The organism is Niveispirillum sp. FG156 (assembly GCF_057809555.1).
Window position 1 is genome coordinate 1 of sequence record NZ_JBMDKE010000041.1, and the last position, 22,941, is coordinate 22,941.

23 protein-coding genes are annotated in these 22,941 nt (G+C 63.4%); 11 read left to right on the forward strand and 12 right to left on the reverse strand.

Annotated features, from left to right (window positions below; all coding sequences use genetic code 11):
* The first annotated feature begins 669 nt into the window (after window positions 1-669).
* The gene (locus ACODSP_RS22430) at window positions 670-2,601 is read left to right on the forward strand and encodes a flagellin N-terminal helical domain-containing protein (protein WP_488967765.1); all 1,932 of its coding nucleotides are present in this window, start codon (window positions 670-672) and stop codon (window positions 2,599-2,601) included.
* Window positions 2,602-2,770: 169 nt separating this feature from the next.
* Window positions 2,771-3,028 (forward strand): hypothetical protein, encoded by a 258-nt coding sequence (locus ACODSP_RS22435; RefSeq protein WP_488967766.1) that lies wholly within the window; start codon window positions 2,771-2,773, stop codon window positions 3,026-3,028.
* 24 nt (window positions 3,029-3,052) lie between these two features.
* Here the strand turns inward: ACODSP_RS22435 and ACODSP_RS22440 are convergent, their stop codons facing one another.
* The 9 genes from ACODSP_RS22440 to ACODSP_RS22480 all read right to left on the reverse strand — a co-directional run bounded on the left by ACODSP_RS22440 (window position 3,053) and on the right by ACODSP_RS22480 (window position 9,828).
* The gene (locus ACODSP_RS22440) at window positions 3,053-3,424 is read right to left on the reverse strand and encodes a hypothetical protein (protein WP_488967767.1); all 372 of its coding nucleotides are present in this window, start codon (window positions 3,422-3,424) and stop codon (window positions 3,053-3,055) included.
* Window positions 3,425-3,530: 106 nt separating this feature from the next.
* Window positions 3,531-3,965 carry a phosphoribosyl-AMP cyclohydrolase gene (gene hisI, locus ACODSP_RS22445; RefSeq protein WP_488967822.1) on the reverse strand — a complete coding sequence of 145 codons (435 nt, stop codon included), beginning with the start codon at window positions 3,963-3,965 and terminating at the stop codon, window positions 3,531-3,533.
* Window positions 3,965-5,167, reverse strand: coding sequence for a cystathionine beta-lyase (gene metC, locus ACODSP_RS22450; protein WP_488967768.1), 1,203 nt, complete (start codon window positions 5,165-5,167; stop codon window positions 3,965-3,967). Before metC ends, hisI begins: the two co-directional genes overlap by 1 nt.
* Window positions 5,164-5,790 carry a GNAT family N-acetyltransferase gene (locus ACODSP_RS22455; protein ID WP_488967769.1) on the reverse strand — a complete coding sequence of 209 codons (627 nt, stop codon included), beginning with the start codon at window positions 5,788-5,790 and terminating at the stop codon, window positions 5,164-5,166. The genes metC and ACODSP_RS22455 overlap by 4 nt, the downstream gene beginning before the upstream one ends.
* Before the next feature lie 98 nt (window positions 5,791-5,888).
* Window positions 5,889-6,743 carry a 3-mercaptopyruvate sulfurtransferase gene (gene sseA / locus ACODSP_RS22460; protein ID WP_488967770.1) on the reverse strand — a complete coding sequence of 285 codons (855 nt, stop codon included), beginning with the start codon at window positions 6,741-6,743 and terminating at the stop codon, window positions 5,889-5,891.
* A 43-nt stretch (window positions 6,744-6,786) separates the two neighbouring features.
* A complete protein-coding gene (locus ACODSP_RS22465; protein WP_488967771.1) occupies window positions 6,787-7,179 on the reverse strand; it encodes a DUF1801 domain-containing protein in 393 nt (130 codons plus the stop codon).
* Between the two features lie 10 nt (window positions 7,180-7,189).
* Complete coding sequence (locus ACODSP_RS22470; protein WP_488967772.1) at window positions 7,190-7,918, reverse strand: alanyl-tRNA editing protein; 729 nt, start codon at window positions 7,916-7,918, stop codon at window positions 7,190-7,192.
* A gap of 141 nt (window positions 7,919-8,059) precedes the next feature.
* Complete coding sequence (locus tag ACODSP_RS22475; RefSeq protein ID WP_488967773.1) at window positions 8,060-9,061, reverse strand: cysteine synthase A; 1,002 nt, start codon at window positions 9,059-9,061, stop codon at window positions 8,060-8,062.
* A gap of 122 nt (window positions 9,062-9,183) precedes the next feature.
* The gene (locus tag ACODSP_RS22480) at window positions 9,184-9,828 is read right to left on the reverse strand and encodes an NUDIX domain-containing protein (RefSeq protein ID WP_488967774.1); all 645 of its coding nucleotides are present in this window, start codon (window positions 9,826-9,828) and stop codon (window positions 9,184-9,186) included.
* A 101-nt stretch (window positions 9,829-9,929) separates the two neighbouring features.
* On the opposite strand from ACODSP_RS22480, the gene ACODSP_RS22485 reads away from it, so the two are divergent.
* The 3 genes from ACODSP_RS22485 to ACODSP_RS22495 all read left to right on the forward strand — a co-directional run bounded on the left by ACODSP_RS22485 (window position 9,930) and on the right by ACODSP_RS22495 (window position 12,469).
* Window positions 9,930-11,159 (forward strand): bifunctional alpha/beta hydrolase/OsmC family protein, encoded by a 1,230-nt coding sequence (locus ACODSP_RS22485; protein ID WP_488967775.1) that lies wholly within the window; start codon window positions 9,930-9,932, stop codon window positions 11,157-11,159.
* Window positions 11,160-11,238: 79 nt separating this feature from the next.
* A complete protein-coding gene (locus ACODSP_RS22490) occupies window positions 11,239-11,478 on the forward strand; it encodes a hypothetical protein (protein ID WP_488967776.1) in 240 nt (79 codons plus the stop codon).
* 232 nt (window positions 11,479-11,710) lie between these two features.
* The gene (locus ACODSP_RS22495; protein ID WP_488967777.1) at window positions 11,711-12,469 is read left to right on the forward strand and encodes a substrate-binding periplasmic protein; all 759 of its coding nucleotides are present in this window, start codon (window positions 11,711-11,713) and stop codon (window positions 12,467-12,469) included.
* 12 nt (window positions 12,470-12,481) lie between these two features.
* Here ACODSP_RS22495 and ACODSP_RS22500 read toward each other — a convergent pair whose 3' ends face one another.
* Both ACODSP_RS22500 and ACODSP_RS22505 read right to left on the reverse strand, forming a co-directional pair.
* The gene (locus ACODSP_RS22500; RefSeq protein WP_488967778.1) at window positions 12,482-12,943 is read right to left on the reverse strand and encodes a PAS domain-containing protein; all 462 of its coding nucleotides are present in this window, start codon (window positions 12,941-12,943) and stop codon (window positions 12,482-12,484) included.
* A gap of 392 nt (window positions 12,944-13,335) precedes the next feature.
* On the reverse strand, window positions 13,336-14,022 hold the full coding sequence (locus ACODSP_RS22505; protein WP_488967779.1) for a uracil-DNA glycosylase: 687 nt from the start codon (window positions 14,020-14,022) through the stop codon (window positions 13,336-13,338).
* A gap of 276 nt (window positions 14,023-14,298) precedes the next feature.
* Between ACODSP_RS22505 and purE the strand changes: the two genes are divergently transcribed.
* The 4 genes from purE to ACODSP_RS22525 all read left to right on the forward strand — a co-directional run bounded on the left by purE (window position 14,299) and on the right by ACODSP_RS22525 (window position 20,363).
* Window positions 14,299-14,766, forward strand: coding sequence for a 5-(carboxyamino)imidazole ribonucleotide mutase (gene purE / locus ACODSP_RS22510; RefSeq protein WP_488967823.1), 468 nt, complete (start codon window positions 14,299-14,301; stop codon window positions 14,764-14,766).
* 32 nt (window positions 14,767-14,798) lie between these two features.
* Entirely contained in the window at window positions 14,799-15,866 is a 1,068-nt protein-coding gene (locus tag ACODSP_RS22515) for a 5-(carboxyamino)imidazole ribonucleotide synthase (protein ID WP_488967780.1), read from the forward strand.
* Between the two features lie 163 nt (window positions 15,867-16,029).
* A complete protein-coding gene (locus ACODSP_RS22520) occupies window positions 16,030-17,208 on the forward strand; it encodes an efflux RND transporter periplasmic adaptor subunit (RefSeq protein ID WP_488967781.1) in 1,179 nt (392 codons plus the stop codon).
* Window positions 17,205-20,363, forward strand: coding sequence for an efflux RND transporter permease subunit (locus tag ACODSP_RS22525; protein WP_488967782.1), 3,159 nt, complete (start codon window positions 17,205-17,207; stop codon window positions 20,361-20,363). The genes ACODSP_RS22520 and ACODSP_RS22525 overlap by 4 nt, the downstream gene beginning before the upstream one ends.
* 184 nt (window positions 20,364-20,547) lie before the next feature.
* On the opposite strand, the gene phaR is transcribed toward ACODSP_RS22525, so the two are convergent.
* Entirely contained in the window at window positions 20,548-21,159 is a 612-nt protein-coding gene (gene phaR, locus ACODSP_RS22530; RefSeq protein WP_488967783.1) for a polyhydroxyalkanoate synthesis repressor PhaR, read from the reverse strand.
* Between the two features lie 192 nt (window positions 21,160-21,351).
* Here phaR and ACODSP_RS22535 point away from each other — a divergent pair, with 192 nt between their 5' ends.
* Both ACODSP_RS22535 and ACODSP_RS22540 read left to right on the forward strand, forming a co-directional pair.
* Complete coding sequence (locus ACODSP_RS22535) at window positions 21,352-21,864, forward strand: hypothetical protein (RefSeq protein WP_488967784.1); 513 nt, start codon at window positions 21,352-21,354, stop codon at window positions 21,862-21,864.
* Window positions 21,749-22,939: an alpha/beta fold hydrolase gene (locus ACODSP_RS22540; RefSeq protein ID WP_488967785.1), complete on the forward strand. Its 1,191-nt coding sequence runs from the start codon at window positions 21,749-21,751 to the stop codon at window positions 22,937-22,939. Before ACODSP_RS22535 ends, ACODSP_RS22540 begins: the two co-directional genes overlap by 116 nt.
* The last annotated feature ends 2 nt before the right edge of the window (window positions 22,940-22,941 follow it).

Below are 22,941 nucleotides of genomic sequence, written 5' to 3' on the forward strand. Positions count from 1 at the left end.
TTCCAAGCCGTTGGGTATCCCCTTGCGATTCAACCTAAATTCATCCCGCTCTAGCTTTTCGTTTCCTCAAGCGCCGGCGCTGCATCCGCAGCTTGGGCTTCCGCGGCACGTGCCGCGCGGCGGCGGTCGCCGCCGGAGCTGTTTCCGGTCAACTGAAAACAGCTCTAAGCGAACCCGTTCCATGCGGCAAAAGCCGCCGCCGCCTTGCCCTCTTGGCCTGTTTCCGGAGCCCGGCAGGAAATGCCTGCCTAGGCAAAAATCGCCCAGAGCCCCCGTCCAGACTGGCCCCGACGCGGCAAGAATGCGCCGTTTCAGGCTCTGTGCACCCTCCAATATACCTCCTAAGTATAGGCCTTCGGGCTTCTGCGAACTTGGCACGCTTCCTGCTTATCCCCTGTCGAACCCAATCGTGTTCACCCTCAGGAGGAAGAGACCGAAGCTCTGGACAAGGCGTTGAGCGAGTAGCGGTGCAGACCAGCCTTTAAGGCGATAAGCCAAGCAAGCCTGATACCGCGATCAGCAAAACGGATTGCCCGATCCGACAAGAAACTGCCGGTCATGCACTGCACCCGGCGTCTTCCACGGGTTACGGCGACGTCCTTCCTGACAAGTCCACGAGATCGATTTGGGCCGAAACGGCCCCTCTCACGGCTCAAAAGGAGATATACCATGTCGACCAGTGACGTTCAGTTGACCGCAGGAATGCGCAACAACCTGCTGCTGCTCCAGAAGACCAACAAGCAGGTTGAAAGCATCCAGAACCGTCTGTCCACGGGCAATAAGATCAACTCTGCCCTTGACGGTCCCACCAACTTCTTCGCGGCCAAGGGCCTCAGCGTTCGTGCCACCGACCTGTCCAAGCTGAAGGAAAGCATGGGCCAGTCGATCAGCACGATCCAGGCTGGCGACAAGGGTATCACGGCCATCGAGAGCCTGATCGAACAGGCGAAGGGCTTGACCACCACGGCATACGGCAACCTGGGCACCGACGCCGCCAGCGTCGCCACCCGTAAGTCGCTGGCTGATCAGTTCAACCGCCTGAAGGACCAGATCGACAAGATCGCCCGTGACAGCGGCTATCAGGGCAAGAACCTGCTGGTCGGCAACGGCCTGACGCTGGACAGCACCGCCGGCAGCCGTGCCAATGTGAACTCCATCGAAGGCATGTCGAACAGCCGCGTCACCAACGTGGTCAGCGCCGACACCTACTCCGTCCGTGTCACCGGCACTGGCGCTATCAGCGCCGATCTGGAAGACATTGCCAAGGCTGAAACCGCCCGCGGTATTGCCTCTCTGAAGGTGTCGGGTACCATCTCCGCCACCGCCGGCAACTTCGCTGATATCAGCCTCGAAATGCGCGGTAATGTGGGCCGTGAGCGCACCCTGGTGATCTCCGAGGGTAGCGAAAGCCGCACGGTGAAGTTCTTCGATAACACCCAGGCCGCAGTGGCGACCAATGTAACTGCCGGCAAGACGGGTGTCCCGCAGGTCTCCAAGGTGACGATCAGCGGAACGGTCGAAGAAGGTGATACCTTCACGGCAACTGTGAACGGTAAGGCCTACAACTACAAGGTCACGGCTGACGATCTGGTTACCAATGCAGGTGTTACTCGCAATCCCGACGAATTGCGCCGTCAGGTCGCCAGCCAGCTGGCTGCCGAGATTGCCAAGAGCACGGATTTCGGTGGCGACGGCGTTGCGGCCGTGACCCCGCCGACGACCCTGGCAACGTCTGACGGAACCGGTGGCCGCTTTAACATCGCCTACGACCCTGCCAATGACTATCTTGAGATTTCTTCGGATCTCACGAGCGGTACGGGCGTCAGCTTCAACCTGGGTGCTACATCCACCAACACCCTGGAAAAGGCGGTTTCAATCTCCTTCTCGTCGGGCACCGTGGTGACCTTCACGGTTGACCGCACGGCCCTGGACAACCTGGGTACCAGCGGTAACGGCACCTCGACGGTCGAAAAGAACGTCGATCTGACGGTATCGGCTACCAACCTGAACGGCGTGACCATCGAACGTTCGGCGGCCAATGCCCGCGGTTCGGGCAAGCTGTCAGATGGTGAAAACTCGTTGGCTTTCGAAAGCGGCACCGTTCGCTTTGAGGTCGATAGCGCCACCTTGAAGCAGGCTGCCTCGGCCCAGCGGTCGAACAACCTGATCACGGTTCAGCGTACCGATGCCAACACCGAGAACGACCTGACGGTGCAGTTCAACGAGGCTAACACCTCCACCATCGCGGTCGTGTCCCAGAATATTCAGACGGATGGTCAGGGCCTGCGCCTTGATTATGCGCAGAACAACTTCCTGGATCGTTCCGACATTGACAAGGCCGTGTCCAGCCTGGACTTCGCCACGGCGAAGCTCCGCTCTACCTCTCAGGCCCTGTCGACGAACCTGAACATCATCCAGACGCGTGAGAACTTCACCAGTGAGTTCTCCAACGTCCTGACGGAAGGTTCGAACAAACTGGTACAGGCCGACCAGAACGAGGAAGGTGCAAACCTGCTGCTGTTGCAGACCCGTCAGCAGCTGGGCACCATCTCCCTCTCCCTGGCCAACCAGGCCCAGCAGGCGATCCTGCGTCTCTTCTAAGAGACCGGATTGGAGTGAAAAAGGGGCGGCGACCGCAGGGTCGCCGCCCTTTATTTTTGCGATGCAAATATCAAGGAATAATACAAAAAACTTTAAGGTAAATTCTTTGGATTAATGCAAATCCAATCTCTCATTGCCCAACGCAAGGCAATAGGGTACAGCCGATCACATGCGCTTCGTGATCCGCATCCTGATCTGGTCCTTGGTGGTGGGGTTGGTGCTGGCCTGGCTGGGCTGGACGCCAGCCGAGCTTATTGGCTGGCTTTGGCACCTGTTGGGCCATCTGCCGGCCTGGGTGCTTGGCTTTGCGGATTGGGCTTGGCCCTATGTGAAGCAAGGCGCCATCATCGTGGTGCCGCTGGCCTTGATCGGTCTGGTGCTCGAACTGCGCCGCCGCCGCTGGCCCGATAACCGCAGCGTCGATTGACCGCTTACTGTGGTGGGCCGCCCGTCAGTTGGGCAGGCCGCGCTTCTCTGCTGCGGCGACATGGACCAGCCGTGCCGCCTTGTTGAAATTCATAGTGATCATCAGCGTGGCGCGGCCACGAATCAGGTGGACATTCTTTTCCGCATCCACCGGCAGCGGCACCTTGCGGGCCATGCAATGGGCGATCAAGGCGGCCTGCAGCTCGTTATCGGGCACGGTGACGGTTTCACGCCCCTGGTCATAACTCAAGGTGCAGGTCACGCCATCGTCACCACCATCCATCCGCAGCCCGCTGATCTGGCCCAGCGGCAGATCTTCCTTGAGGCGGCGCTTGCGATCCAGCACGGCCACGAGAACCTCGCGGTCGGTGAACAGAATGCAGCGTAGTTCCTTCATGGGGCAACGTCCGGTAGCAACATCAAGCTGTCACCTTACGCTGTTCCAATCGCATGGCCCAGCCTGGAACCTATGAACTTTTGGATGGTACGCGCCGCGTTGGTATTCAAAAGCCGGGTGTTTGGCCCTTGTTCCCGTAAAGTACCTCCGGTGACAGCAGCACCGGGTCGGTGGCGGTCAGGCCATCGGCGTCGGCGCGGCGGTAGAAACAGGAACGCCGGCCCGTGTGACAGGCCGGGCCCTGCTGATCGACACGCAGCAGGATGGTGTCGCCATCGCAATCAACCCGCCATTCGATCAGCATCTGCACTTGGCCGGAGCTTTCGCCCTTGCGCCAGAAATTCCGGCGCGAGCGGGACCAGTAGCAGACGCGGCCCGTGCGCAAGGTCTCCAAAATGCTGTCGCGGTTCATCCAGGCCATCATCAGCACTTCGCCGCTGTCATGCTGCTGCGCGATGGCGGGGATTAGGCCGTCAGGATCGAACTTCACGGCGGCAATCGCGGCCTCGATGCTGGCATCGGGCAGGGGGAACGTGCTCATCATGCCTCCAGCGCCGTCTTCAGGCGGGCGAAGCCCGCGTCCAGATCAGCGATCAGATCATCCACATCCTCCAGCCCGATATGCAGCCGGATCAATTCCCCGCCCGTCCAGGAAACGGCGGTGCGGATGGAGGTGGGGTTGGAGGGCAGGATCAGGCTTTCAAAGCCGCCCCAGCTATAGCCCATGCCGAAATGCGCCATGCCATCGACCATGGCGGCCATCGCCTTGCGCGGGGTAGGGGCCATTTCAAAGGCGAACAGGCCGCAGGCACCCGTGAAGTCGCGCTTCCACAGGTCGTGGCCGGGGCAGGCGGGCAATGCCGGGTGACGCACCCGCGTCACCTCCGGTCGTGTTTCCAGCCAACGGGCTACCTTCAGGCCGGACTCATGGTGGCGGCGCATGCGCACGGGCAGGCTGCGCAGGCCGCGCAGGCCCAGGAACAGCTCATCGGCAGACGCGCAGGCGCCCAGTTCCACCGCAATCTTCTTCAGCCGCAGCCAATGATCCTGCCGCGCACAGACGGCGACACCCAGGCTGGCATCGGAATGCCCGCCCACATATTTGGTCGCCGACTGGATTGACACATGAACGCCCTGTTTCAGCGGCTTGAACAGCAGGCCCGCCGCCCAGGTATTGTCGATCATCACTACGATGTCGGCATTGGCGGCGGTGACGGCGGCACTGATGGCCGGTACGTCCTGCACCTCGAAGGTCAGCGATCCCGGCGATTCCAGGAATACGATCTTGGTCGTGGGGCGCAGCAGGCTGGTGATGCCGGCGCCGATGCCGGGATCGAAATATTCCACCGTCACGCCGGAACGCGACAGGATGCCATTGGCGAAGTTGCGTGTGGGGGCATAGGCGGTATCGGCGATCAGCACATGGTCGCCCTGTCGGGTGAAGGCCAGAAGGCTGCTGGTGACGGCCTGCAGGCCCGACGCGTAGGAGACGGCGGCGTGGCCTTCCTCCAGCTCCGTCATCGCCGCTTCGAAGGCATGGCTGGACGGGTTGCCCGTGCGGCCATAGCGCACGGTGCGCAGGGCCGGGTCATAGGCGTCCAACTCCGCCAGGGTGGGGAACAGCACCGTGGAGGCACGGAAGGGCGGGATGTTCACGGCCCCGCCGAACTTCTCCGGTGCGCGGCCCGCATGGATCAGACGGGTATTCTCGGCGAACGGCTGGTCGCGATCATGCGTACTCATACGGGTGTGGCCTTTGACGGGGGCAGCTTCTGGTCGGGCAGGGGGATGTGGGAACCGGCGGTCAGTGGGATCAGGCCCGCCAAACGCGGGTCCGGTTCGAACCGGACGTCCTGGCCCACGGGGTGGAATCCCGCCTTCTGATAGGTCATCAGGGCGCGCGGATGGTCCAGGTCGCAGGTGTTGACGGTCACCTTCTCCACACCGGCCCCGTTCCATGCCGCCTCGATCGCCCAATCCAGCAGCCAGGGACCGATGCCCTTGCCGATGAATTCGGGAATTAGGCCCAGATACTGGATATCGCACGCCCCCGGATTGGTGCGGCTCAATTCCACATAGCCGGCGGGAACACCGCTGATATAGGCGACATAGATCTCCACCCGCTCATCGGCCAGGATGGCGCGCAACTCGTCCGCCGGCATGGCGCGGCGGAACCACCACAGCCATTCCTCGCCCACATTGTCATAGAGATAGCGGTAGAAGGAGAAGGTGCAGTTCTCCGCCCGCAGCAGCGACAGCCCGTGCGGATGCGGCCGTTGCCGGCGCATCGGCTTCGCCGTCATCTCCAGATAAGTCACCGTGACCTTGATATGGCCCGGCGGCGGGGTGGGGAGGCTGTCGCTCATGCCTACTTCTCCTTTGATCAGCCCACAATAACGCCTGTGATGCGCTGATCGACCCCGCGTCCGTCAATCCTCCCCTTACGCTTCAAGGGGTTGACAGCTCATGCCGCAGGGCCGGTCGCCACCGGCAGATCATCACGTCCGCCCCATTCGGTCCACGACCCGTCATAGAGCGCCACATTATCCACGCCCAGACGGTAGAGGCCCAGCGTCAGGACCGCTGCCGTGACGCCGCTGCCGCAAGATGTGGTGATGGGCTTGGACAGGTCGATGCCGGCCCGTGAGAACCGGTCGCCCAGGGCATCACCCGTCAGCATCAGCTTGGTTTCCGGGTCCAGGATGTCGCCAAAGGGCAGGTTGCGGGCACCGGGGATATGGCCGCCACGCAGACCGGCGCGCGGTTCCGGCGCGGTCCCTTCAAACCGACCGGCGGCGCGGGCGTCCAGAACCTGTTCGGCACCGTTTTCCAGATTGGCCCGCATATCCTCCACCGACCGCACCAGATGGGCGCGGTAATGCGGGGTGAACTGGCCCTGCGCAGGGGCCGCCAGTGGTCCCGTTTCCACCGGGCCGCCGATATTGGTCCAGCCCGGCAGGCCGCCATCCAGCACGAAAACATTGTCATGGCCGAAGACGCGGAACATCCACCAGGCGCGTGCGGCACTGGACAGGCCCGTCACGTCATAGATGACAATGATGCTATCCGACCCGACGCCCAGCGCCTCCACCGACGCCTTGAAGCTTTCCGGGGTGGGCAGCATGTGGGGCAGGGGGCTGCTGGGGTCGGAAATGCCGTCAATGTCGAAGAATTGCGCGCCGGGGATACGCTTGGTCACGCATTCCGTCTTCGGGTCGCGCTGGGCCGCCGGCATGTGCCACGACGCATCCAGAAGGCGGAGCTTCGGATTGCGCAGTTCCGTTTCCAGCCATAGCGGGGAAACCAACGGGTCCGTCATCGCACGCTCTCCGATCCTGGAATAATGTCAAACGGGTATCTGTTCAGCCCTTGGTAGCGCGTGTCTTCGGCTTGTTCAATGAAGCTGCTGCCCCGATCAGGGCCTTGAAGGCGTCGGCATCAATCGTGCTGTCCCGGAACAGGTCCAGGGCACGGCGGGTATTGCCATCCAGGCTGGAATTGAACAGCCTGACCGGGTCCTCCACCGACGCGCCTTTGGCAAAGGTCAGCTTGACCTTGTCCTTGTAGGTCTCGCCGGTGCAGATGATACCATGGCGTTCCCAGACTGGAACGCCACCCCATTTTACCGTTTCCACCACATCGGGCAGCGCCTCGTGGATCAGGGCGCGCATGCGGGCCAGGGTTTCACCACGCCAATCGCCCAGTTCGGCGATGCGCGCGTCGATCTGCCGGGCGGCGTCGGGTGCTTCGGTCATGGCGCGGCCCTCAGTCCCGCAGCGCCAGCTGTACGCGCCGGTTCTGCTTGCCCTTGTTCTCGATCTTCACAATCGTGATGCCGCCAATCTCACCCGTCCGCGCCACATGGGTGCCGCCGCAGGGCTGTAGATCAATGACGGCATCGTCGGTGCCGATCTGAAGCAGGCGGACGGAGCCGGACCCGGTGGGCGGCTTCACCGACATGGTGCGGACAAGGTCGGGCGTGGCGTCCAGTTCGGCATCCGTGATGGTGCGTTCGCGGACAGGGTGGTTGGCGGCGATCAGTTCGTTCACCGCCGTCTCAATCTGTTCCTTGTCCAGGCTGGCCGACGGCACATCGAAATCCAGGCGCGAGCGGTCGGCACCCACCTGTCCGCCCGTCACGGCACCCGGCACCACGGCGCAGAGCAGGTGCAGGGTGGTATGCATGCGCATATGGCGGTGGCGGCGGCCCCAGTCAATCTTCTGCGTCACAAGTGTGCCGACCGGCGGCAGGGCCGCGTCCGGTGCAGGGATGTGCAGGACCTGATCGCCGCGTTCCACCAGCGCCTCGGCCTTGCGCGCATCAATGATGGCGATGCTGCCGCCATCCCAGGTCAGGCTGCCGGTATCGCCCGGTTGCCCGCCGCCATTGGGATAGAACAGGGTGCGGTCAAGCAGGATGCCTTCCGGCCCCGCCGCCATCACCACCGCCTCGGCTTCCACCCTATACGGATCGTCACGGAACAGCAGGGTCATGGGCATCCACCTTGTTTGTTACCGGTCTGCGGTGAGTATAGCTCATCGCAGACCGGTTGGCGCGTTGAGCGCCCGCGTGCCCATGCACGCGCGAGCCAAGCCGCCGGATGGCGGCGCCCGGCGCTTGAGGGCACTGAAGACTCATTCCAGCCAGTTCGGTACCGGCAACCCTTTTTCGCGCAGGAAGACGGGATTGAACAGCTTCGATTGATAGCGCGAGCCGCCATCGCACAGGATGGTCACGACCGTATGGCCCGGCCCCATCGCCTTGGCGACCTTGATGGCGGCACCAACATTGATGCCGCTGGACCCGCCCAGCACCAGACCCTCGTTTTTCAGAAGGTCGAAAACGATGGGCAGCGCTTCCTCATCCGTCACCTGAACGGCGTCGTCGATGGGTGCATCGACCAGATTGGCCGTGACTCGGCCCTGACCGATGCCTTCGGTGATGGAATTGCCCTCGGACTTCAGTTCGCCGGTCTTCTTCCAGGAGAACAGGGCCGATCCCATCGGGTCGGCCAGTACGATCTTCACATCCGGCTTGCGTTCCTTCAGCGCCAGCGCGATGCCGGCGAGCGTGCCGCCGGTGCCGGTGGCGCAGGTGAAGGCGTCGACCTTGCCGCCCAGCTGCTCGAAAATCTCCGGCCCCGTGGTCCGGCGATGGCCTTCACGATTGGCCAGATTGTCGAACTGGTTGGCCCAGATGGCGCCGTTCGGTTCCGCCGCGGCCAGTTCCTCGGCAATGCGACGGGAGACATGCACGTAATTGCCCGGATCCTTGAAGGGCACGGCAGGCACCAGTCGCAGATCGGCCCCGCACAGGCGCAGCATGTCCTTCTTTTCCTGGCTCTGCGTTTCCGGCATCACGATGACGGTGCGGAAACCCAGGGCATTACCGACAAGAGCCAGGCCGATGCCGGTATTGCCGGCGGTCCCTTCGACAATGGTGCCGCCGGGGCGCAACTGCCCGCGCTCAATCGCGTCCTGAACGATGGCCAGGGCGGCGCGGTCCTTCACCGACCCGCCGGGGTTCAGGAATTCGGCCTTGCCATAGATATCGCAACCCGTGAGGTCCGACGGGCCCTTCAGGCGGATCAGGGGGGTGCGACCGATGCTGTCCAGGAATCCGGTGCGTACGTCCACGGTAAATAACCTTGGTTTATGTGTGAAACTTGCGATCAAATATGGCGGTGCGGCTGCGGAATTACCAGGGGTGGTTCCGCACCGCAGATTATCGGTTGTTGCAATGCGGGGTGTAGAATTCCTTAAACCACACCGGCATCACGCCGCAGCGCCTCGCGGTGGCGTGCGAACCAGGACAGGCCCAGAAGGGTGAAACCGCTGGGCACCCGGTTCTCATCCATCAGGGCGATCGCCTTGTCGGCGGGGACCAGATGGACGCGGATATCCTCCACCTCCTCCTCCACCCCATGGATGCCGCCAATACCTGTGCTGTCCACAAGGCCCGCGAAGATCTCCACAATCTCGGTACAACCGCCGGGGCTGGGCATCATGGAGTAGATCAGTCTGACATTATAAGGAACACACCCTGCTTCTTCCCCAGCCTCCCTGACGGCCACGTCTGCGGGGTCTTCTCCTGGTTTCACCATGCCGGCGACAAATTCCAGAACCCATGCGGTCACGCCGGCCGCAAAGGCACCGATGCGGAACTGTTCGACCATGACCAGAATATCGGCCTTTGGATCGTACAGGAGAATGGTAACCGCATGCCCGCGATAGCACACATCACGATCAATCGTCGGTGTCATGCCGCCCGCGAACCGTTCATGACGTAGTTTCATGACAGAAAATTTCATGAAGCCGTCATGCCGGAAATCGTTTTCGGTTACCTCCACCCTGGTAGGGCTTTCCAAGCCGGGCAGGGGCGGGTGGATGGGAAGGCGGGTCATGAAGCATCCATCGGTTGGCAAATCACTTGCGCCCACCCTCGGCCCCGGTCCAGCTTAGGGGCCGTACAGGTTAACTTGGGCAAAAGCAGACGGGGGCCACGATGGCGCGCGTGACGCAGGATTTCAACTTCGCCGGTTCGACCGGGGCCACGCTTTCGGGGCGGATCGACCTGCCGGACGGGCATCCGGTGGCCACCGCGATCTTTGCCCACTGCTTTACCTGCAACAAGGATTACCACGCCTCTGCCCGAATCAGCCGGGGGCTGGCCGAACGCGGCTGGGCCGTTCTGCGCTTTGATTTCACAGGGCTGGGGGCCAGCGGTGGGGCCTTTGACGAGACGAATTTTTCCACCAATGTCGCCGACCTTCTGTCCGCCGCCGCTGCGCTGACGGTGGAGATATCGGCCCCGCGCCTGCTGATCGGGCACAGCCTGGGTGGAACAGCGGTGATGCGCGCGGCGCAGGACCTGCCGTCGGTGGGGGCTGTTGTCACCGTCAATTCACCGTCCGGCCCGCATACCCTGCTGGCCAAGATCGCAGGCCGTGATGCGGAGATGCAGCGCGACGGTCGGGTGCAGTTGAATGTCGGTGACCGGGAAATGCCGATCACGGCGGATTTCGTGGCCGATGTCGCGCGCCATGACATGGCGGCGGTGATCGGCGGGCTGGGCCGCCCGCTGCTGGTGCTGCATGATCCCAAGGACCCCGTGGTGCCGCTGGCGGAGGCGGACCGCATCATTGCGCTGGCCCAGCATCCCAAAAGCTTCGTGGCGCTGGATGGGGCCGGGCATCTGGTGGCCGATCAGCGCAATACGGCTTTCGTGGCCGGGCTGGTCGATGGCTGGGCCCGCCGTGCCCTGCGCCTGGACGCCGCCAATGCGCCCAAGCCGGTCGGGGCGGAACATGAAGGCCCCGTCACCGTCGCGGAGACGGGGGAGGGTACCTTCCACAATCTGGTGACGGCGGCGGGTATCCGTTTCACCGCGGATGAGCCGACGCATGTGGGCGGCACAGGGCTTGGCCCCAACCCCTATGAGCTTTTGCAGGCAGCACTGGGTGCCTGCACCTCCATGACCATCCGCATGTATGCCAATCGCAAGAACCTGCCCCTGACCCGCGTCTCCGTGGTCGTCAGCCATGAAAAGCGCGACCCGCAGGAGGGCGAGGTGACGGAGAATGCGGGCGGCAAGGTCGATCATTTCACCCGCACCATCACGCTGGAAGGCGCGCTGGACGAGGCACAGCGTCAGCGCCTGCTGGAAATCGCCGGCAATTGCCCCGTGCACCGCACCCTGCGCAGCCGGGCCAGCATTGACAGTCTGTTGGCCTGAAAGCCGTGGCCATCTCCCTTTGCAATCCCTACGTCACAGCATAGGATATGGGTCTGTTACCGAGGGGGAGAGGGCGATCTTGCGTCGCGGCGATAATTGCTACAGCTGCCGGTTCTGGGTGGGGCATGGGGTGCGTGAACGCGGACCGAAAGGCACATGCCGCCGGTATCCGCCCGTCGTGACGGACCGCTACCCATCGGGCGCCATGCCGACCACCAATTTCACCGACTGGTGCGGGGAATGGCAGCGCAATGCCGGTGTGCGCGAGGTGCCGGAACCGGATATGCCCGGCACGTCCACGCTGTATGATGATATGTGACCTGTAGTGGTGTTAAAACACACAATTGTCTGTGTAACTGCCGACCTATGAAACTGGACATAGGCCGCTCTTTACCCGTTGCGCGAACCTTCAGGTTGGTGCGTACTTAATGCCATCCAGGTTGCAGTGGCAGCCGCTTTCATATGGATGGAACGTGGATCTGCGTGGTTCGGGTATACGGACAGGGAAAAAGGGGCGGTTGGCTCTCGGGCTTTCCGTGCTGACATGCCTGATGTCTGCTGTTGTCGTGCACGCCCAGCAGGTCCGTAAGCCCGAACCGCCGCTGCTTTTGCTGACGGAGCCCAATCCGCCCGTCAATTTCACTGACCCCCTGACCGGGCAGATCATCGGACTTGCCGCCGACAAGGTCCGCCTGATCATGCAGGAAACGGGATTGGCGCATGAGATGCGCATCATGCCCTGGCCGGAGGCGCAGGCCATGGTCGACAGCACGCCCAATGCCTGCATCTTTCTGATGAACCTCACCGATGAACGGCGGCCCCATTATCAATGGGTGGTGCCATTGATGGAGGGGGGCTGGGCCCTGTTTGCGCCGCTGGGTTTTCAGCGGCGGATCAATGGCCCGGTGGACCTGTCTGGTCTGCGTATCGCGGTCCAGGGGGGCGGTGCCGTGGAGAAGCATCTGATCGAACTGACCCGCGACGTGCCCAACGTTACCCTTGTGGCGCAGGAAGGGGCTGCGGAAATCGGTAGCATTTTCAACGGCAAGGCCGACCTGTATGCGGGTGGTGCCTGGGCCGCGCCTTATCAGGCCCGCCAAGTGGATATGCCCGTCCGCATGGTCATGCGGCTGACCCGGTCTATTGGCGCCATGGCTTGCAACAAGAAGGTGCCGGCCTCTACGATCGTGCGCATGCAGAAGGCGTTGGATGCGATCATCGCCGATGGCAGGGCGGGGGCCGTGGAGCGGCGGTACAGTACGCCCGGTTCGTGGGGCGGATGGGGGCAGGACCGTCGTCCGCCCTCCTGACGGCTGAAGCTGTCAGGTCCAGTCGATACACATCAAAAGCTTGTCCACGCGCTGTCCATCACTGGCCAGCGGCAGGCACAGCCAGTGGAAATTGCGGTAGCTGCGGCTCAACCACCACAGGCTTTCTTCCCCACCCAGGGCGCATGCGCGGCGGCGCACCGTTTCCAACCGGCGGAACCAGCCGGCGAAGGCGGAGCCCAGCAATTCATCATCCAGAACGCGACCTGTCAGTTCCTGGCCCAACCCCTCCACCACCGCCGTGCCTGCGAGGCGGCAGCGATACTGACCATTTGTATAGTCAAGGATCAGGATATAGGGGAGAAGGCCGGGTATATCACTTGGCTGGATATGTTGACGTCCGGGTATTACCCCTTCTGCGCCAATTCCAGACCAGTAGTCCTGAAATTCACGGAGCCGGCTTGTTGCCGGTATTGGCGGCGGCATGGGGGGTGATCGCTGCAACAATTTGAACATGGCTGTTTCCAATCCCGTTTGGAGGAACCATGATCCTGTTCCACCCCCTGGGCAACTAACCGTAGGGTCAGGAATGGCCCTTTGCCCGGCAAACTATGCGGGAGGATAGGCATGCGTTCCGGACATGAGGTAGGGGGTCAGGAATGCGAACGAAGTGAGAACAAACCCCTTGATGTTCACATTTTGTTCTGACATTGTGACCTTACGAAAACGAAGGAGGCTCACATGAACCGCGTTGCTTACGTTCGTGATTTCCTGGCCATCACCGGCTTCTTCGGTACCATGTATGCGTGGTTTGTGGTCGGCGCCGCCCTGGGGGCGTGACGATCCCATCCGGCCCATCACCCATCGATGACGGGGTCGGTGTTTCCCAATTGGTTTCCTGGATGGCGTCAGCCGTTCTGGTCGATATGCTCCCGCACGGCGGAAAACACCGCCTGGAACATCGCCGTCGTCAGACGCCCGGTGTTCGTGTTGTAGCGGGAGCAGTGATAGCTGTCGAAAAGCACCACCCTGTCCCGCACGTCATGGCGCGCGCCATGGCCGAAGGCGAAGTGTGCCGGGCGGCGGCCAAGGGCTGTCAGCGTGCTGGCATGAGAGACGGTACCCAGCGCCACGATGGCGCGCAGGTTGCCCATGGCGGCGATTTCCTCGGACAGGAAATTCCGACAGGTGGCAATCTCCGCCGGTGTCGGCTTGTTTTCCGGCGGGACGCAGCGGGCGGCATTGGTCAGGCGGGTGTCGATCAGTTGTACCCCGTCATCAGGCCGCTTGTCATAGGTGCCGGTGGCAAAGCCGAACCGGATCAGCGTGTCGTACAGAAGATCACCGGCATAATCGCCCGTGAAGGGGCGGCCCGTCTGATTGGCCCCGTGCAGGCCAGGTGCCAGACCCACGATCAGCAGCCGTCCGTCCAGCGTGCCGAAGGCCGGAACGGGCGCATTGTGATAGGGGGGGAAGGCGGCGCGGTTACGGGCGCGGAATTCCGCCAGACGCGGGCACAGGCCGCAATCGCGCCCCGGCACCGCCGGCTGACCACCCGACGCCATCACCACCTTAACCGCCTGCCGTACCGCCATGACCCGCCCCATGAACCCTGTTGATTGCCGCTCTGGGGTTATGGGTTGATTGAGGCCGGGTCAAGGGGAACCACGGTTCCATCCTGCGCTGTTCCCCCACCAATACCCGATTTTATGCCGGGCCGCCCTGCGTGCCCGGCTGTTGTGTCATAGGGACGGGTGCCTATAATCCGGCGCTTTCCGGAAACGTCGCATGGAACGACAGGGGAGCCGGCAGCCGTGACCTTCGATATCACCCGCGACAGCCAGGGCACGCCCGTGCCCGTTGGTATCATCATGGGCAGCCAGTCCGACTGGGTCACCATGAAGCATGCGGCCGCCGTCCTGACGGACCTGGGCGTGCCGTTCGAAACCCGGATCGTGTCGGCCCACCGTACGCCGCAGCGGCTTTATGATTACGCCACTTCCGCCAAGGAGCGGGGGATCAAGGTGATCATCGCCGGGGCCGGCGGTGCAGCGCATCTGCCGGGCATGGCGGCGGCGATGACCACGCTGCCCGTGCTTGGCGTGCCGGTGGAAAGCCACGCGCTGAAGGGGCAGGACAGCCTTCTGTCCATCGTGCAGATGCCTGGCGGCGTGCCCGTTGGCACGCTGGCCATCGGCAAGGCCGGGGCCATCAATGCCGGCCTGCTGGCCGCCTCCATCCTGTCCCTGTCGGATGCGCGCCTGGATGCCGCACTGACCGCGTGGCGTGCCAAGGCGACGGATGCCGTGGCCCTGGTGCCCGTTGACGAACCCGTCTGATCCAACTGGCCTTGCCTGAAGGAACAAAGACCATGACCGTGATCCCCCCCGGCTCCATCATCGGCATCCTGGGTGCCGGCCAGTTGGGCCGCATGACGGCGCTGGCCGCCGCCCGCCTGGGCTACCGCGTGCATGTCTTTGCGCCCGAAAGCATGGACAGTTCCTGTGGTCAGGTCGTGGCCTATCATACCCAGGCCGGCTGGCATGACCTGCGCGCCCTGGCCCGTTTTGCGGATGACGTCGATGTCATCACGCTAGAATGGGAGAATGTGCCCACCTATGCCGTGGACTTCCTGGCCCGCCATGTCGGCGTGCATCCCGGTTCCAACGTCCTGTCGGTGGCGCAGGACCGGGTGGCGGAGAAAAGCTTCGCCAACAAGCTGGGGATCGGCACCGCCCCCTTCCGCGCCGTGCGCACCCTTGATGAATTGAAGCAGGCGGTGGCGGAGATCGGTCTGCCTGCCATCCTGAAATCCACCCGCATGGGCTATGACGGCAAGGGGCAACTGCGCCTTAACCCCGGCGATGACCTGTCCGGTGCCTTCGACGCCATCGGCAGCGATGAGGCGATCCTGGAAGGGTTCGTGGATTTCGAGCGGGAGATTTCGGTCATCGCGGCGCGCCGCGCCGATGGCACCATCCTGTCCTACCCGCCCGTGGAAAACCGGCACAAGGCGGGCATCCTGGACACCACCATTGTGCCTGCCGGCATCACGCCTGAAATCGCTGCCGAGGCTGTGCGTGTGGCGGAGCTGCTGGCCGCCGAGTTGCATGTGGTCGGCCTGCTGGCGGTGGAGATGTTCGTGACGCGGGATGGCCGTGTCCTGGTCAATGAAATGGCCCCGCGCCCCCATAATTCCGGCCACTGGACCCTCGATTTCGCTGAAACCAGCCAGTTCGAACAGTTGGTCCGCGCCATCTGCGGTCTGCCGCTGGGGGCGGTCGGCGTCACGGCTCCGTGTGTCATGACCAACCTGATCGGCGATGATATTGACGGGTGGGAGGTGATGCTGGCCGAGCCAGGTGCCTGCCTGCATCTCTATGGCAAGGGGGAGGCGCGTCCCGGTCGCAAGATGGGGCATGTGACACGGCCGGCCTGATGGCCCCCTGTCGCTGTCTGTGATGGGGCGCACAGCCGTCCCGGATATCACCATTGCGGCGATCTTCGCGTCCGCAGCAATGTCACAGCAAGAATATGGAATTCATCCCTGCAAACCCTTGGCATGCTGAAAGCTGACCGGATTTGTTGGGGTGGAGGATTCCATGGGTGGGCGCCATGTCGGACGCGCTGTTTTGCTGGCGGCTGGACTGTCGGGACTGATTGCGCTGGCCGGGTGCGGGCCGGGTGGACAGCAGGCGGGCGGGCCGCCATCGGCAGCACCGCAGGTTGTCGTCTCCCAGCCCGTGAAGAAGAATGTCCAGGAATGGGATGAATATACGGGCCGCTTCGCCGCCGTGGAGGAGGTGGAGATCCGGGCCCGTGTCAGCGGCTATCTGACGGCAGTGAATTTTCAGGACGGGCAGATCGTCTTCAAGGGTGACCCGCTGTTCGTGATCGATCCGCGCCCCTATCAGGCGGCGGCGGATATTGCGCGCGCCGGGGTGGCGCAGGCGCAATCCTCGGTGCAACTGGCCCAGCGGGAATTGGACCGCGCCCGCGATTTGCGGCAGACCCAGGCCGTATCGCAGGCGGTATTGGATACCCGGTCCCAGCAGCTTCAGAATGCGCAGGCACAGTTGCTGGCGGCGCAGGCACAGGTGCGGGCGGCGGAGCTTGACCTGGAATTCACGGCGGTGAAGGCGCCCGTCACGGGCCGCGTTTCCAACCACCGCGTCTCTGTCGGCAATCTGGTCAGCGGCGGGTCGGCGCAATCGACCCTGCTGACCACCATCGTGTCGCTGGACCCGATCCATTTCTATTTCGATGCCGATCAGGCCTCCTACCTGCGCTATACGCGGCAATCTCGGTCCGGCGAACGGGCCAGCAGCCGCGACAATCCCAACCCCGTCATCCTGGCTCTGCCGGATGAGAAGGATTTTGGGCATAAGGGCCATATCGATTTCGTGGATAACCAGATCGATGACGGCACCGGCACCATCCGGGCCCGCGCGGTTTTCGACAATCCCGACATGGTGCTGACACCCGGCATGTTCGCGCGCCTGCGGCTGGTGGGGCGGCCCAGCTATGATGGGCTGCTGCTGCCCGATGCCGCCATCGGCACCGATCAGAACCGGCGCTTCGTCTATGTCCTGGACAAGGACAACAAGGCAACCTATCGCGGCGTGACCACCGGTCCCCTGATCGACGGGCTGCGCGTCATCCGCGACGGGCTGATGGAAACCGACAAGGTGGTGGTGGGTGGCCTGCAAAGGGTGAAGCCCGGTGCCGCCGTCACCCCGGTTGAACAGCCCATCACCGCCGCGGCGGGAGGCACGCCATGAAGATCGGTCGTTTCTTCATCGACCGCCCGGTCTTTGCCGTCGTCCTGTCGGTCCTGCTGATCGCCGTTGGTGCCATCGCCTATTTCACCCTGCCGGTCACGCAGTATCCGGAGGTGGTGCCGCCCACGGTCACCGTCAATGCCCGCTATCCCGGTGCCAATGCCCAGACGGTGGCCAATACGGTCGCCGCCCCGATCGAGCAGGAGGTGAACGGGGTGGAGGGCATGCTGTACATGTCTTCCAACTCCACCAGCGACGGTCAGATGAACCTGACCATCACCTTCAAGCTGGGCACCGATCTGGACAAGGCGCAGGTGCTGGTTCAGAACCGCGTCGCGGTGGCAGAGCCGCGCCTGCCGGAGGAGGTGCGCCGCAACGGCGTGGTGACGCGCAAGGACAGCCCCGACCTGATGATGGTCGTGCATCTCCTGTCGCCCGACAACACCTACGATCAGCTCTACATCTCCAACTACGCCCTGCTGCGGGTGCGTGATGTGCTGAACCGGCTGGACGGTATCGGCAATATCAACCTGTTCGGTGCCCGCGATTACTCCATGCGCGTCTGGCTGGACCCGCAGAAGATCGCGTCGCTTAACCTGACGGCGGGGGAGGTGGTGGCCGCCATCCAGCAGCAGAATGTGCAGGTGGCGGGTGGTGGCCTGGGGCAGCCGCCGCTGGACAATCCCCGCGATTATCAGCTGAATATCACCCTTCAAGGCCGCCTGACCGAACCGCAGGAGTTTGAGGGCATCATCGTCAAGCATGGCGAGGATGGCCGTATCGTGCGGTTGAAGGATGTGGCGCGCGTGGAACTGGGTGCCCGCGACTATGTCACCAATTCCTTCCTGGATGGAAAGCCGGCGGTGGTGCTGGCCATTTCACAGCTTCCGGGCTCCAACGCCCTGGAAACGGCGGCGCGGGTGCGCGAAGCGGTGGCTACCCTGGCCAAGGATTTCCCGCCCGGCCTGGAGTACCGCATCGTCTATGACACGACCGGTTTCATTGCCGAGAGCATCCATGAACTGATCAAGACCATCGGCGAGGCCATGATCCTGGTGGTTCTGGTGGTGATGCTGTTCCTGCAGCGCTGGCGGGCGGCCATCATCCCTGTGCTGGCCATCCCGGTATCGCTGATCGGCACCTTCGCGGTGATGTCGGCGCTGGGCTATTCAGTCAATAACCTGACCCTGTTCGGGCTGGTGCTGGCTGTGGGCATCGTGGTCGATGACGCCATCGTGGTGGTGGAGAATGTGGAGCGCAATCTGGCGCTGGGCCATTCGCCCATCGAAAGTGCGCGCATCACCATGGACGAGGTGGGCGGGGCGCTGGTCTCCATCGCCCTGGTTCTGTCCGCGGTCTTCATTCCCACGGCCTTTATCGAGGGCATCCAGGGGGCGTTTTACCGGCAGTTCGCGGTGACCATCGCGGCGGCCACCATCATTTCCGCCTTCAACTCCCTGACCTTGTCGCCGGCCCTGTGCGCCCGGCTGCTGCGGCCCCATACGGAGGGGCATCAGGCGGCGACGGCACGGCTGGCGGCGGTGTCGGCATTGGTCGACCGCTTCTTTGCGGGTTTCAACCGGATGTTCGACCGGATGGCCGATGGCTACGGTCGGCTGGTGGCACGCATCACGCACCTGACCCCCCTTGTCGTGGGTGTCTATGTGCTGCTGATTGCCGCCACCGGCTTTCTGTTCACGCGTATCCCCGGCGGCTTCATCCCGGCCCTGGATCAGGGCTATCTGATCATGGCCATCCAAACGCCGGAAGGCACCTCGCTGGCCAATACCACCAAGGTGCTTCAGAAGGCGGCGCAGATTGCGCGCGAAACGCCGGGTATCGCGCATACGGTGCAGTTCGCGGGCTTCTCCGGTGCCACCCGCACCATCGCGCCCAATGCCGGCGCCATCTTCACGCCGCTCGACCCATTTGAGGAGCGCTTGCCCAAGGGCCAGACGGCGGTGGCCGTGTTGCAAAACCTGCAGAAGCGTGTGGCCATGGCCATTCCCGAGGCGTTGATCTTCGTGGTGCCGCCGCCGCCCATCCGGGGTCTGGGCACGTCCGGCGGCTTCACCCTGCGCGTGCAGGACCTCGCCAGCGCCGGGCCGGCTGCCCTGGAACAGGCGACCTGGGCCCTGGCCATGGCGGGTAATCAGGTGCCGGGCCTGATCAATGTCTTCACGCCGTTCAGCGCGCGGGCACCGCAAGTTTATCTGGATGTCGACCGGGTGAAAGCACAGATGCTGGGCGTGCCCATGACATCGGTGTTTCAGACCTTGGGCATCTATCTCGGCTCTGCTTATGTCAATGATACCAACCTGTTCGGGCGAACCTTTCAGGTGACGGCGCAGGCCGATGGCCCCTTCCGTCTGGACCCGGAGAATATCGGGCGGCTGGAGACGCGCAACGACAAGGGCCAGATGGTGCAACTGGGTTCCTTTGTCGATTTCCGCTTCGTCACGGGGCCGGACCGCGTGCTGCGCTACAACCTGTATCCGGCGGCGGAATTGCAGGGCAACAACCTGCCGGGCGTCAGTTCCGGCACCGCCATCAAGGCGATGGAGCAGGCGGCGGTAACCGCCCTGCCGCCGGGGTTCAAGGCGGAATGGACCGACCTGTCCTATCAGGAGAAGAATACGGGCAATTCCGCCCTCTATATCTTCCCGCTTTGCGTCTTTTTCGTCTTCCTGGTGCTGGCGGCGCAGTATGAAAGCTGGTCCTTGCCGTTTGCCATCCTGCTGATCGTGCCCATGTGCCTGCTGTCGGCGGTGGCAGGCCTGATGATGCGGGGCATGGATAACAACATCCTGGCCCAGATTGGCTTCGTCGTGCTGGTCGGTCTGGCGTCAAAGAACGCCATCCTGATCGTGGAGTTCGCACGGCAGCTGGAGGCCGAAGGCCGGAACCGCTATGACGCGGTGATCGAGGCCTGCCGTCTGCGTCTGCGCCCCATCCTGATGACCTCGTTCGCCTTCATCCTGGGCGTGGTGCCCCTGATGATCGCGACGGGGGCGGGGGCGGAGATGCGGCAGAGCCTGGGCACGGCCGTGTTCTTCGGCATGCTGGGCGTCACCTTCTTCGGCCTGCTGTTCACGCCCGTCTTCTATGTTGTCATCCGGCGTCTGGCCGGACGGGATAGAGCGATGACTGTGTAAAGCAAAAAAGGGGGGCGTCCGTCGGACGCCCCCCTTGCTTCCTGTTCCGGGAAACTCACCTATCCCGTAGGTCGCGGGTGAACGCAAGTGAACCCCGACGAGCGACGGCGCCATTAATGTCGGGGTTCGCCTTCGGCTCACCCACGACCTACGGCCAGCGTTCCGGTGACCGAAAACCCTGACTTCACTCCTTGCGCTTGGTCAGGCTTTCCATCTGGGTCTGCAATTCGTCCAGCCGCTTTTGCAGCTCGGAGAACTTATCCTCCGCCCGGGGCTTGGCCTCCGGTGCGGCCGCAGGTGCGGCGTCGGCCATGGGGACGCCGCCACCTTCAGCGTTGAAAGGGCTGAACATGCGCATGGCGCGTTCGAACAGGGCGATGTTCTGCTTGCTCATCTCCTCGAACCCGCCGAAGGGAAACATGCTCCCGAACGTGTTCTGGAAATAATCCTTCATCTTGTCCTGGTTGCCCGTGAACGACTTCATCGAGTGTTCCAGGTAACGCGGAACCAGCCACTGCATATTGTCGCCATAGAAGCTGATCAGCTGGCGCAGGAACGGGATGGGCAGCAGGTTCTGCCCCTTCGATTCCTCTTCCACGATGATCTGCGTCAGCACCGAGCGGGTGATGTCATCACCGGTCTTGGCGTCATAGACCACGAAATCGGTCCCGTCCTTCACCATCTGGCAAAGGTGGTCCAGGGTCACATAGCTGCTGGTCGCCGTGTTGTACAGCCGGCGGTTGGCGTACTTCTTGATGGTGACCGGTGCGGGCTTGGTGTCTTCTTTTTCAGCCATTTGGCGTCGCTTCCCCCGGACAATGCTGCGAACCGTTATATCAAGGAGTACGTCATTACGCGGTCGCAGCGCAAGCCTTCCGCAATGCCGAACGTTGAAAGCGTAACTATTGTTCTGCGACCATACCGGTATGATCTATGCTGAACAGCAGGCGGGGACCAGTCCGGCCCCGCGCCCTTGGATGGGAATGCGATGGTGAGTGAACGCGACGAACCACCCGCGATGGAGGATCTGGCCCGCCGATATCTGGACCTCTGGCAGGACCAGTGGGCCGCCGTCTGTGCCGATCCGACCGTGGCCGACAGCATGGCGCGGACCATGACGGCCTTCGGCCAGACGGCACTGACGATCAATGGCATGTTGGAACAGACCCTGGGATCGGCCAAGGCCGTGAACCCCTGGGCGGACATGATGAAATCGCTGTGGCCCATGGCAGCGGCGGCGAAGGGGGCGGAAACCCATGACGAACGCCAGGAAAAGGCCCGAACCGCCGGGACCCAAACCGCTGCGCCAGGGGCCGCGTCCCCTGGGCCTGCATCTGGGGATGGGGACGGCGCTGTTGCTGAGCTCGCCGGCCGCATTGCCGCTCTTGAACGCGAACTGGCCGCACTGGCACCCGACGGTGCGCCAGACGGCGGAAAATCTGCGCCGCGACCTGCGCCAAAACCTCGCGCAAAGCGCAAACCAGCCGCTAAACCCGCCTGACACGCCCCTGCCGACAGAGGCCTTCGCGCCCTTCGCCATGGCGGTGGATCGGGAAATGCGGCGGCGACTCGACCGGTTTCTGACCGGCCTGGAACGTTACCGCCACCATCCCTATCAGCGTGATATCGACGACGCGCCCACCGTGTGGTGCGAGGGCGCCACCCGGCTGCTGGAAGTGGGACAGACGGGCAGGCCCGTGCTGTTCGTGCCGTCCCTGGTCAATCGCGGCTATATCCTGGACCTGTCCTGGCGCAAAAGCCTGCTGCGCTGGCTGGCCGGGCAGGGGGGGGATGCGGCGGGTGGCGGCGGCATCCGGCCTTTCCTGCTGGAATGGGGGTATCCCGGCGCGGTGGAGCGGGGATACAGCCTGTCAGACGTCGTGGCGGGCCGCCTGATCCGGGCGCTGGAGGCAACTTGCGCCCGGGCCGGCGGGCCGGTGACCCTGGTCGGCTATTGCATGGGCGGGCTTCTGGCGCTGGGGGCGGCCCTGCGCCGGCCCGACCTTGTGTCGGGTTATGTGGCGCTGGCCACACCCTGGGACTTCCATGCCGATGACGCGGCGGCAGCGCAGCGCACGGCGGCCCTGATCAACCCGTTTGATCCCGTCATGCGGATGCTGGGCGAACTGCCCGTGGATGCGGTGCAGGCCCTGTTTGCCACGCTGGACCCGCTGCTGGCCTATAAGAAATTCAGCCGTTTCGCCGGCATGGATATGGCCAGCGACGAGGCGGACGATTTCGTGGCGCTGGAGGATTGGCTGAATGACGGCGTGACCCTGCCCTCGGCCATCGCGCGCGAGTGCCTGACGGGCTGGTATGGGGAGAATACGACCGGTCGGGGCGAATGGCGCGTGGCCGATGCGGCGGTCCGGCCCCAGGCGCTCACCTGTCGTTCCCTGGTGATTGTGCCGGCCCGTGACCGTATCGTGCCCCCGGCCTCTGCCGCTGCCCTGGGCAGCGCCTTGCCCGGTGCCACGGTCTGGCAGCCATCGCTGGGCCATATCGGCATGGTGGTCAGCGGCGGTGCCAAGGCCAAGGTATGGGCGCCGTTGCGGGATTGGCTGCTGGAGGGGTAGGG

Bases quoted from the DNA above. Each gene is read 5' to 3' on its own strand.
- ACODSP_RS22430 (WP_488967765.1), top strand. From the start codon at position 670: ATGTCGACCAGTGACGTTCAGTTGACCGCAGGAATGCGCAACAACCTG.
- ACODSP_RS22435 (WP_488967766.1), top strand. From the start codon at position 2,771: ATGCGCTTCGTGATCCGCATCCTGATCTGGTCCTTGGTGGTGGGGTTG.
- ACODSP_RS22440 (WP_488967767.1), bottom strand. From the start codon at position 3,424: ATGAAGGAACTACGCTGCATTCTGTTCACCGACCGCGAGGTTCTCGTG.
- hisI (WP_488967822.1), bottom strand. From the start codon at position 3,965: ATGAGCACGTTCCCCCTGCCCGATGCCAGCATCGAGGCCGCGATTGCC.
- metC (WP_488967768.1), bottom strand. From the start codon at position 5,167: ATGAGTACGCATGATCGCGACCAGCCGTTCGCCGAGAATACCCGTCTG.
- ACODSP_RS22455 (WP_488967769.1), bottom strand. From the start codon at position 5,790: ATGAGCGACAGCCTCCCCACCCCGCCGCCGGGCCATATCAAGGTCACG.
- sseA (WP_488967770.1), bottom strand. From the start codon at position 6,743: ATGACGGACCCGTTGGTTTCCCCGCTATGGCTGGAAACGGAACTGCGC.
- ACODSP_RS22465 (WP_488967771.1), bottom strand. From the start codon at position 7,179: ATGACCGAAGCACCCGACGCCGCCCGGCAGATCGACGCGCGCATCGCC.
- ACODSP_RS22470 (WP_488967772.1), bottom strand. From the start codon at position 7,918: ATGACCCTGCTGTTCCGTGACGATCCGTATAGGGTGGAAGCCGAGGCG.
- ACODSP_RS22480 (WP_488967774.1), bottom strand. From the start codon at position 9,828: ATGACCCGCCTTCCCATCCACCCGCCCCTGCCCGGCTTGGAAAGCCCT.
- ACODSP_RS22485 (WP_488967775.1), top strand. From the start codon at position 9,930: ATGGCGCGCGTGACGCAGGATTTCAACTTCGCCGGTTCGACCGGGGCC.
- ACODSP_RS22495 (WP_488967777.1), top strand. From the start codon at position 11,711: ATGTCTGCTGTTGTCGTGCACGCCCAGCAGGTCCGTAAGCCCGAACCG.
- ACODSP_RS22500 (WP_488967778.1), bottom strand. From the start codon at position 12,943: ATGTTCAAATTGTTGCAGCGATCACCCCCCATGCCGCCGCCAATACCG.
- ACODSP_RS22505 (WP_488967779.1), bottom strand. From the start codon at position 14,022: ATGGCGGTACGGCAGGCGGTTAAGGTGGTGATGGCGTCGGGTGGTCAG.
- purE (WP_488967823.1), top strand. From the start codon at position 14,299: ATGGGCAGCCAGTCCGACTGGGTCACCATGAAGCATGCGGCCGCCGTC.
- ACODSP_RS22515 (WP_488967780.1), top strand. From the start codon at position 14,799: ATGACCGTGATCCCCCCCGGCTCCATCATCGGCATCCTGGGTGCCGGC.
- ACODSP_RS22520 (WP_488967781.1), top strand. From the start codon at position 16,030: ATGGGTGGGCGCCATGTCGGACGCGCTGTTTTGCTGGCGGCTGGACTG.
- ACODSP_RS22525 (WP_488967782.1), top strand. From the start codon at position 17,205: ATGAAGATCGGTCGTTTCTTCATCGACCGCCCGGTCTTTGCCGTCGTC.
- phaR (WP_488967783.1), bottom strand. From the start codon at position 21,159: ATGGCTGAAAAAGAAGACACCAAGCCCGCACCGGTCACCATCAAGAAG.
- ACODSP_RS22535 (WP_488967784.1), top strand. From the start codon at position 21,352: ATGGTGAGTGAACGCGACGAACCACCCGCGATGGAGGATCTGGCCCGC.